This is a genomic window from Trichlorobacter sp. (assembly GCF_030247655.1).
GTDB lineage: Bacteria > Desulfobacterota > Desulfuromonadia > Geobacterales > Pseudopelobacteraceae > Trichlorobacter.
This window is the reverse complement of sequence record NZ_JAOTRZ010000097.1, coordinates 1-10,451: the sequence shown is the minus strand read 5'-3', so window position 1 is coordinate 10,451 and position 10,451 is coordinate 1. Positions and strand designations below refer to the sequence as shown.

General features: G+C 52.9%; 8 protein-coding genes. 7 read left to right on the top strand and 1 reads right to left on the bottom strand.

All coding sequences use genetic code 11. The features are described 5' to 3' along the window. From OEL57_RS09755 to OEL57_RS09725, 7 genes are all read left to right on the top strand, one after another. Positions 1-371: cation transporting ATPase C-terminal domain-containing protein (locus OEL57_RS09755; protein ID WP_300740093.1), on the top strand; the 371-nt coding region annotated here is incomplete at its 5' end. Between the two features lie 29 nt (positions 372-400). Then, on the top strand, positions 401-1,975 hold the full coding sequence (locus OEL57_RS09750) for a TIGR00341 family protein (RefSeq protein WP_300740090.1): 1,575 nt from the start codon (positions 401-403) through the stop codon (positions 1,973-1,975). An 83-nt stretch (positions 1,976-2,058) separates the two neighbouring features. Further along, positions 2,059-2,826, top strand: a complete 768-nt coding sequence (locus OEL57_RS09745; protein ID WP_300740088.1) for a 4-hydroxy-tetrahydrodipicolinate reductase — start codon at positions 2,059-2,061, stop codon at positions 2,824-2,826. Between the two features lie 85 nt (positions 2,827-2,911). Further along, positions 2,912-4,348, top strand: a complete 1,437-nt coding sequence (locus OEL57_RS09740; RefSeq protein ID WP_300740085.1) for a putative nucleotidyltransferase substrate binding domain-containing protein — start codon at positions 2,912-2,914, stop codon at positions 4,346-4,348. 48 nt (positions 4,349-4,396) lie between these two features. Next, positions 4,397-6,640 carry an alpha,alpha-trehalose-phosphate synthase (UDP-forming) gene (locus OEL57_RS09735; protein ID WP_300740083.1) on the top strand — a complete coding sequence of 748 codons (2,244 nt, stop codon included), beginning with the start codon at positions 4,397-4,399 and terminating at the stop codon, positions 6,638-6,640. Continuing rightward, on the top strand, positions 6,637-7,419 hold the full coding sequence (otsB, locus tag OEL57_RS09730; protein WP_300740081.1) for a trehalose-phosphatase: 783 nt from the start codon (positions 6,637-6,639) through the stop codon (positions 7,417-7,419). Before OEL57_RS09735 ends, otsB begins: the two co-directional genes overlap by 4 nt. Positions 7,420-7,432: 13 nt before the next feature. Further along, positions 7,433-8,773, top strand: a complete 1,341-nt coding sequence (locus tag OEL57_RS09725; protein ID WP_300740079.1) for a chloride channel protein — start codon at positions 7,433-7,435, stop codon at positions 8,771-8,773. A gap of 57 nt (positions 8,774-8,830) precedes the next feature. On the opposite strand, the gene OEL57_RS09720 is transcribed toward OEL57_RS09725, so the two are convergent. Further along, positions 8,831-10,451, bottom strand: a 1,621-nt coding sequence (locus OEL57_RS09720; RefSeq protein WP_300740077.1) for a solute symporter family protein, incomplete at its 5' end; no start/stop codon positions are given.

Here is a 10,451-nt window from a genome sequence, read left to right as displayed (position 1 = left end):
TGGTGGGGATGGTGATTGCCGGAGGGGTGGCCTGGAACTACACCATGGCCCTACGGGAGGGGAATTCCCTGGAAAATGCCCGTACCGTGGCGGTGACCACCATGGTCTTTTTTCAGTTCTTCCAGGCCTGGAACAGCCGTTCAGAATATGATTCCATCTTCAGCATCAACCCGCTGGGCAATCCGTTCCTGTTCTACAGTATGATCGCTGCCGGTCTGGCCCAGCTGGCCTTTATCTATGCCCCACCCCTGCAGTGGCTCTTCCGTACCGTGCCGCTGACAGCAACGGAATGGATACGGGTACTGATCGTAGCCGCCTCGGTGCTGATGGTGGTGGAACTGGACAAGTGGCTGCGCAGAAGATCTTCGTAATCTTTACTATTTTATAGACACGGGAGACAATGGTGAAGACAAGTCAACTCAACTATCAGCTTAAAAAACTCAAAGAGTATCTGGCCCTGAAGACCCAGATGGTCAACCATCAGGGTATCATCCGCGAAGTGGTTTCCGGGGTTGAACATTCCTGGATCTACTACCTGATGCTGCTGATGGCCGGCCTGATAGCCCTGCTGGGGCTCTTGACCAACAGCGTGGCCGTAGTGATCGGCGCCATGTTGATCTCACCGCTGATGGGGCCGATCATCTCTTCTGGTCTGGCCCTGACCATCGGCGATCTGCCGCTGGCCCGGCGGGCCTTTCGTACCATTGCGGTCAGTGTCGCGCTGACCATCCTGCTTTCTGCCTTTGTCACCTTCCTGTCTCCCCTGAAAGAACCAACAGCTGAAATCCTGGCCAGAGTAAGGCCCAACATCTATGATCTGTTTATTGCGGTGCTATCCGGCATTGTTGGCGCGGTTGCGCTCTGCACCAAGCGAAACTACCTGATTACCGCCACCGGTGTTGCGGTGGCTACAGCGGTTATTCCACCGTTAAGTGTGGCAGGCTACGGTCTGGGTACCGGACAGATCATGCTGGGCCTGGGCGGGTTCCTGCTGTTTTTCACCAACTTTGTAGCGATTGTACTGACTTCAGATCTGGTCTTTTTCATCATGGGGTTCCGCACCAGCCATGTTGAAAGTATCAAATATTCACAACGCACCCGCCTGTTGATCATAGCTGCGCTGCTGGCGTTTATTTCCATTCCACTGGTCTATACACTGGTGGTTGATATCAGGAAGGTAAATACTAATAAACGGGTTGAAAAAGTGCTGAAGAAGTACCTGAATAAAGAGGATTCCTCCCGGATGACCGGGTATGTAGTAAAAGAACTTAAAAACAGGACCAATATCAGGGCAAGCGTCAATACCATCAGCTATATTGCCAAATCTGTTGAGCAGGCCATTACATCTGATCTGAACGAAAACCTGGGAGCTCCGGTTGATCTGCACCTTGAACAGGTACTGGTGGCATCGGAAAAGCTTCCTGAACAGCACACTGCTCCGCTGCTGCCGCAAAAGCCCAAAGAAACCGTCGCAGAGATCAGCGCCAAGGCATCAAAACTTGTCGGCACGGCTGAACAACTCCTTTCTGCGGCCCTGTCCCCCTTCCCCCTGACCGATACCCGACTGGCCTTTTCAGGCAGCAGGCAACCCCTTGAAGCATCGGCAACCCTGCGCCGTGACTGGCCTGTCAGTAACGACGAACTACTGCTGCTGACCAGACAGCTTGAGCAGACGCTGGAGCAACCGCTGCATCTGAAGATAAAGACCGCACCGTTCGTACCGCCAATCAGCTTTAGCAAGGATGGAAGCCTGACCCCGGAAAGTGTTACCGCCCTGGCAGTAATCAAACAGTTGCCCGGCGGGCCGGACAGGTACCGCTATCGGCTGGTGGTAACGGGACGCACCAACGGTCTGTTGCTTACTACACTGCACAAACATTTCACTGAGCAACTGCAGGTGCCGGAGAAAGCCCTTGAAATCAAGAACAGGAACACGAAAGGACCGGCAGAGATCGTCCTGCGTGTGATGCGGTGACAAGGAACACGAGGACCATTATGTCAACATGCGATCCGATTGCATAGTTTGAAGCGACATGCATGTGTTAAGGAGCTTTACAGATGAAAGTAGGACTCATTGGATTTGGTAAAACCGGAAAAGCCGTTGCCTCAATTCTGCTGCAAAGTCTGGAAACAAAATTGCAGTGGGTTGTACGAAGTTCGCACAGCCTTGAGCATCGTTCCGTACCTGAGTTTCTCGGTATTGAGTCAAAGGAACCGGGACTGATCTATTCAAAAGAAGAATATTCTGCTGTAGATCTGATCAGACGGATGCCCGTTGATGTCATTATTGATTTCTCTTCAGAAAACGGACTTGACTACTATGGACAGGCTGCTGCTGAACAAGGCGTTGCCATTGTCAGCGCCATTTCAGCATACAGCCAGGACAAGATACAGGTGCTTGAGCTGTTTGGATCACAAACCAGGGTCCTTTGGTCACCCAATATTACCATTGGTATCAATTTTCTGATCATTGCAGCCAAAATCCTTAAAAAGATCGCTCCCTACACAGACATTGAGATTATTGAAGAGCATTTTAAGGCCAAACCTGAAATATCCGGCACGGCACGAAAGATTGCTCAGGCGCTTACGCTGCCTGAAGAGGATATCAAGATGGTCAGGGCCGGCGGTATCATCGGTGTACATGAGATTCTTTTTGGCTTTCCTTACCAAACGGTTCGCCTGCGGCATGAGTCAATTTCCCGTGAGGCATTCGGTAATGGCGTACTGTTTGCCGCGCAACATCTTATCAATCAACCAATTGGACTCTACACGATGGAAGATCTGTTAAAGCCCTACTTTCAGCTGAATGCCGGGTTGCCGTGTTAAAACAGCAAATAGCATACAACATACACACTTTTCCGGAGAGAAGGCTTAGGTTTGGAGGAAAATCAGATTCACTGCGAGGTATGCCATGTTTGATTTCAATGTTCTGTTTCAACCGGTGGGTCAGTACTGCCGCCGGAATGTAGCAACCTGCAGACCTGACGAACCGTTGGTGGCGGCGGCGACGCAGATGAGCCGTCAGGGGATTTCCAGTCTGGTGGTCTGTGAGGCCGGCAGTCCGGTGGGGATTATCACTGACCGTGACCTGCGTAACAAGGTGGTTGCCTTGGGTCTGGATCCCGGCAGCTTGATCGTGGCTGCTGTCATGACCAGCCCGCTTGTCTCCATCACCGAGAACGAGTTTCTGTTTGAGGCCCTGCACCGTATATCGCGTCACGGCATCCACCGGATTGTGGTGATTGGTAATGACGGCAGCCTGATTGGAATCATCACTGATTCCGACATCCTGCGACTGCAGTCCAACTCCCCCCAGCGACTGGTACGCCGGATTGAAGAGGCGCAAACCGTTGCTGATCTGAAAGAGTTGCACCAGCAGGTGCAGGAGCTGGTGACCCATCTGATCGGCACCGGCGTACCGGTCAAAGAACTGGTGCGGTTGATCGCCCATCTGAATGACCAGATTCTGATCCGTCTGATTACCATTCTGCGCAGTGGTCCCTTCAGCGACCTGACCGACCGGTTTGCCTTTCTGGTGCTGGGCAGTGAGGGACGTGGAGAGCAGACCCTGACCACCGACCAGGATAATGCACTGGTCTACGCCGACGACCTCAATCCGGCTGAACTGCAGCGGCTTGTGGCGTTTTCAGAAGAGCTGATCAGTGCGGTGATTGAGATCGGGATTCCCCCCTGCAGCGGTGGCATCATGGCCAACAACGCGGTCTGGCGGATGCCGCTGTCCGGTTGGAAACAGGTGTTGGATGGCTGGTTTGGTCTGCCAACCCCGGAAAACATCCTTAAGGTGGGGATGGTGGCCGATCTGCGGGCTCTGACAGGGGATCGTCGGCTGGAACAGGAACTGCGTTACCATATTTCCGGTAGACTCAAAAAAAATGATATGTATCTTGGACATATGCTCAGCAACCTGCTGCGGTTTCGAGTGCCGCTGGGCTGGTTTGGCCGGATCCAGACCGAGAAAGGGAGTTACAAAGGACAGCTTGACCTGAAAAAGGCCGGTATTTTTAGCATTACCGAGGGGGTCAAGATTCTGGCTCTGTACGAAGGAGTACAGGGAGGCGGCACCGAGGAGCGGTTACATTGGCTGATGGAGGCCAAGGTGATTGATCACCGGGATGGTAATGACCTGCAGGCGGCCTTTTATGCCCTGGTCTTTTTCAGATTAAAGAGTCAGGTAGAAGCGCTCAGGGAAGGACGTATCCCAGACAACCGGGTGGCACATGATCGACTGAACGGCATGGAGCAGGCCCGTCTGCAGGTGGCTCTGGAGCAGGTGCGCAGCTTCCAGGAGTCGCTCAAGCTGAAATTTCGTCTGGGACAACTGATTTAGGGATCACAAGAACAAAATTGCGTACAGACAGCATCACAAGGAATTACCATGAATCCAAACAAAACCTTTAAATCGTTACGATCGCTCCACCTTTCTCTGCGCTTTGTCGTTCCGCTGGCTGTTGCGCTGGCTCTGCTGGCATACACCGTGGTACCGCTTGTAGATAAACTTACCCTGAAATGGTTTGCCAGGGATATGGATATCCGTTCGCAGCTGATCAGCAGCACCCTGCAGGAGCCGCTGGCTACACTGGTTGTCGACAAAGAACGTATTAAAATAAGTAAGTTGTTACAAAAGGCAACTCAGGATGAGCGGCTGCTGGCCCTGGGAGTCTGTGGCAACGATCATGCATTGCTATATAAAACTGCCGCGTTTCCAAAGGAAATCAGCTGTAAACCCACTGCAGAGGAACAAAAGGAAAAGAACCACCTGATCCGGCTTTCACAGGGTCCAGTGCATCTTTCCAGAACCTCCCTGCAAGTTGAAGACGGGGTGATCGGCTCATTGATACTGGTGCATGACATGAGTTTTGTGGAGCGCCGCAGTGCAGATACCCGCAAGTACGTGATCATACTGTTTGTTGTTCTGGGGGTGGTGATATCTCTGATTACGGTATTTGTGGCTCACCTGAGCTGGCGTGGCTGGATGGAAGGGGTACGGGCCATGATGCGGGGGGAAGGGATACTGCGTCCCTTCAGTCAACCAGCCAATGCAGAGTTGCAGCCACTGGTAGGGGAAATGCGGTCGCTGCTGCGCAACCTGGAGACGGAGCGGCGCCATGCCGATGATATGACCACCACCTGGAACCCGGCTGCCCTGCGTGCCCTGCTGAACAAACAGTTGACCGGCGATCAGGTGCTGGTGGTTTCCAATCGTGAGCCGTATATTCATGTCAAGACCGATCAGGGGATTGTGGTGCATCGCCCGGCCAGCGGTCTGGTCACCGCAGTTGAACCGGTGATGCGGGCCTGTTCAGGTACCTGGATCGCCCATGGCAGCGGCTCTGCCGACCAGGAGACAGTGGACCGCCATGACCGGGTTGGGGTGCCACCCCAAAAGCCGGAATATAATCTGCGCCGGATCTGGCTGACTGAAGAAGAGGAACAGGGCTATTATTACGGCTTTGCCAATGAAGGTTTCTGGCCGCTCTGCCACAATGCCCATGTACGACCGATTTTCCGCAGCAGTGATTGGCAGCAGTACCAGAAAATCAATCAGCGCTTTGCCGATGCCGTGGTCAAGGAAGCGCGCACGGACGATCCGGTGGTGCTGGTGCAGGATTATCACTTTGCCCTGCTGCCGAAGATGATTCGCGAACGGCTGCCCAAGGCAACCATCATCACTTTCTGGCATATTCCCTGGCCCAACCCTGAATCCTTCGGTATCTGTCCCTGGCGGGAAGAGCTGCTGCAGGGGATGCTGGGCAGCACCATCCTCGGTTTCCACACCCCGTTCCACTGCAAGAACTTCCTGGAAACGGTGGATCGCTATCTGGAGACCCGCATTGAACATGAATCTTCCACTATCTTTCACGGTGGTCAACTGACCATGGTTGAGAATTACCCGATCTCGATCCAATGGCCCATAGAGCAGCAGGGGACCCTGCCCCCGGTGAAGCAGACCCGCACTGAAATACTGACGGAAATGGGTCTGCCTGCTGACCATCTGCTGGGGATAGGTGTGGACCGGATGGATTACACCAAGGGGATACTGGAACGTTTTACTGCCGTAGAACGGATGCTGGAGCAGCACCCGGAGCTGGTGGGCAGATTCAGTTTTATCCAGATTGCCGCCCCCAGCCGTTCCGCCCTGGAGGAATACCATGCCTTTGAGATCCGCGTGCATGCCTTGGCACAACGGATCAACCAGCGCTTTGAACAAGCCATCATCCTGAAGGCTGAACATCATGACGCTGAGCAGATCAACCGTTACTACCGGGCCAGCAATGTCTGTATGGTAACCAGCCTGCATGACGGTATGAACCTGGTGGCAAAGGAGTTTGTGGCGGCCCGCGATGACGAGCGGGGTGTGCTGGTCTTAAGCCAGTTCACCGGTGCAGCCAATGAACTGCATGAGGCGCTGATCGTCAACCCGTACCATGTGGAACAGACCGCCGATGCGCTTTACCAGGGCTTAACCATGCCGGAGTATGAACAACAGGAGCGAATGCGCAGCATGCGGGCACTGGTACAGGATTTCAACGTCTACCGCTGGGCTGGCCGGATGCTGCTGGATGCGGCCAGGGTGCGCCAACGGGAAAAACTGGCCGCACGGATCGGAAAAATGGCATGAAAGATATCTTCAGCACAGCAGGACTTGAGACGCTTCGTCACTTTATAACGCCACACACCTTGATAGCCTTTGATCTGGACGGCACACTCGCACCCATCAGCCCTGACCCGGGCAATATCACCGTCTCAAATGAGCTGCAACACGAACTGCAGATGATTATGCAGTATCTGCCGGTTGCAATCATCACGGGTAGAAGCAGGCGTGATGCGCTGCGTTTTTTTGAAATTAGCCCCAACTACCTGATCGGTAACCACGGAGCTGAAGGGCTACCACGATGGGAGCAGGCAGAAACCCTCTTTAATGAACTGGGGCAAAGCTGGAAAATGCAATTGCTGCACTGTCTTGAGACATCAGATGCCGGTGTTTTGCTTGAAGACAAAGGCACAAGTCTGTCGGTTCATTATCGCCATACCGTCAACCGGGATCAGGCATATCATCGCCTGCTGCATATGTTAAAAAAACTTACGCCAACACCGCGGATAGTTGAGGGAAAATGTGTGATCAACCTCGTACCATTTAATGCCCCCCACAAAGGTGATGCATTACTTGAACTATTACACCTGGCAGGTATGAATTCTGCAATTTTCATGGGTGACGATGAGACAGATGAAGACATCTTTGCCCTGAAGCAGAACCATATTTTGAGCATTCGGGTTGGAAAAAGCACGACAAGCCAGGCGGACTGGTTTATACCGGAGCAGAACGATTTACTCAAAATTGTAATTGAAATGCGTCTGCATTTACAACGGACACAGTCTGCCAAGAACCAAGAAATGTAGTACAGGATATCCTATGAAACAGCACCTTACTGAACAGGCAACCCTTTTTGCAAGCGTCATAAAATGGTCATGTTACGCAACAGTAGTTGGAATATTAGTTGGTGGTGGCACCACGGTTTTTCTGCGTACACTTGCCTGGTCCACTACTCAGATCACACACCTGCCTTCGTATTATCTGTTGCTACCTTTGGTTATACTGCTAAGCAGTGCCCTAGTGCGCTGGCTGGCTCCTGATGCAGCAGGTCACGGCACGGAAAAAGTTATTGAAGCCGTTCATAAGCGGATGGGCAGGATTGCGGTGGCAGTTATTCCGGTCAAACTGGTTGCAACCGTCATTACACTAGCCGGAGGAGGTTCTGCAGGTAAAGAAGGTCCGGCAGCCCAGATCGGAGCCGGACTGGCATCGGCACTGGCAGATCTGTTACGGGTAGAAGATATTGACAGAAAGAAGTTGGTCATCTGCGGCATCAGTGCCGGGTTTGCCACCGTATTCGGCACCCCGGTTGCCGGTGCCATTTTCGGGGTTGAAGTGTTGGTATTGGGGCAGATGTTTTACGATGTCCTTTTCCCCTGTTTTGTAGCTGGCATTGTCAGCTATCACGTTGCTCTGTATCTGGGAGGTGTCTACGCACATGAGGTCATGCCACAGATACCGGTCTTCAGTGGCTGGAGCCTGTTTGAGATCATCATGCTGGGTGTCTGGTGCGGACTGGCTGCCCTGCTGCTGATCGAGGTCATGAAATTGGGCGAGAAGCTATTTGGAAAACTTACCTGGCACTGGTCATTCAAGGCATTACTGGGTGGTGTATTGCTGATTGCCATCGGAAAGTTTATTTCACCTAATTATCTGGGGCTTGGTCTTGATACCCTGTCAAAGGGGATGCATGGTGAGGTAATATCAGGAGGAGCCTTGTTCTGGAAGAGCATTGCCACTTCCATTACCCTGGGCAGTGGCGGTAGCGGTGGAGTGGTAACGCCAATCTTCTTTGTTGGCACTGCAGCAGGCAATCTGTTCGCCCAACTGTTCAGCCCAGAGTATCTTGCAGCCTACTCAGCCATTGGAATGGTGGCTTTGCTGGCAGGTGCCGCCAATACGCCGATTGCTGCTTCTGTCATGGCGATTGAACTGTTTGGAAATGGAATAGCCCCTTATGCAGCCCTGGCCTGCATGGTTAGCTATTTAATTGCCGGGTATCGTAGCATCTACCCCAGCCAGATCCTTGGCAGCCAGAAAAGCTCCTCTCTTCTGGCGCCGACCGGCAAACCAATCTCTGAATTGCAACAGGTAACTCTAAAAACCAGGGATAAGTCACTGGTGGGTCTTATTAAGAAAACAGGTAAACGAGCTAAATAAAAAAGAGGAGGCCGAAGCCTCCTCAATTGCATAACACAGTCCCTGTCCGGACTAATTCTAATGGTCAACCGCCTTTGCCATACCCAGGCCGGTGTTCTGACGAACATACACCTCGTCCCACATCTCTTCTGCTTTCTTGCTCGGGAATGCCAGTGCAGCAAGAATGGCAGCGATGAAGCCCAGAGGAATTGAGACGATGCCGGGATTCTTAAGTGGGAACAGCGGTTTGGCAAGACCCAGAAAGGAGGTTCCGCCACGATTTTTGGACTCTTCCAACTTTTTGGCCTCAATGATCTTGAGGGTCTTCTCCATTGCTTCAGGCTTTACTTTACCATCCACAACTTCTTTCTCAAGCTTGGTATAGGCCATTTTTGCTGCATCAGCAACCTTATCCGGGTAGGTCATATTCGGGGATACCATTACGATACCGATAGCTGAAAGAGTGCCTACTACCAGACCGGCACAAACACCGGCAGTATTAAATTTCTTCCAGAACAGGGACATAACCACAACCGGCAGGTTCCCGGAAGCCGCAACAGCAAAGGCCAAGGCCACCAGGTGGGCAACGTTCTGGTTTTCTGCAGCTATACCGATCACAATCCCCATGGCACCTACTGCAAAAGAGGTGGCTCTGGCAGCAAAAACCTGCTCGGACTGGGAAGCATGACCGTCCTTGATCACGTTAACGTAGATGTCATGGGCAATGGCAGCGGAGGCAGCCAGAACCAGACCGGACACAACCGCCAGGATGGTTGCAAAGGCAACAGCAGCCAGGAAGGCCAGCAGCAGGTCGCCAACAAACGGGGAAATCTCACCACCAAGAGCCTGTGCCAACATCATGGCAGCCATGTTGCCGCCTTTACCAACCTTACTGACAGATTGCGGGGAGAGGTGCAGAGCTGCACCAAAACCCAGCAGGGTGGTCAGGATGTAGAAGGAACCGATGATGAACATGGCCACGATAACGGACTTACGGGCAGCCTGTGCAGTCGGTACAGTAAAGAAACGCATCAGGATGTGCGGCATACCGGCAGTACCCAGCACCAGTGCCATACCCAGGGAGATCTGGTCCAGCGGGTTGGTCAGGAACAGGCCCGGCTCAAGGAACCGCTGTCCGGCATCAGCCGTGGCTGTGCCTGCAGCACTCTCTTTCAGGTAGATCGGCAGTAACTTGACGTGATCAATAATATTCTGGTTAGTGGCGATGTCTTCAAAGAACTGCATCGGGCTGAAGCCAGATTTTACTGACACAAGAATTGCCAGCACGGTTGCGCCGGTCATCAGCAGACCGGCCTTGATGATCTGCACCCAGGTGGTGGCGGTCATACCACCGAACACCACGTAACCAACCATCAGGATACCAACGCCGATGATGGCGGTCATGTACGGTATTCCCATCAACAACATCATCAGTTTACCGGCACCAACCATCTGAGCAGTCAGATAGAAGGTGGTAACGGTAACCGTTGAAAGTGCAGCAAGGGCACGAACCGGCTTGGGTGAGGTACGGAAGGAAAGAATATCACCCAGGGTATACTTACCGGCGCTACGGCAGGGCTCAGCAACGATCAGCAGCACGGTGATGTACGCAACCAGCCAGCCAACCGAGTACATGAAGCCGTCGTACACGTGGAGGGAGATCAAGCCGGAAATACCCAGGAAGGAGGCGGCGGACATG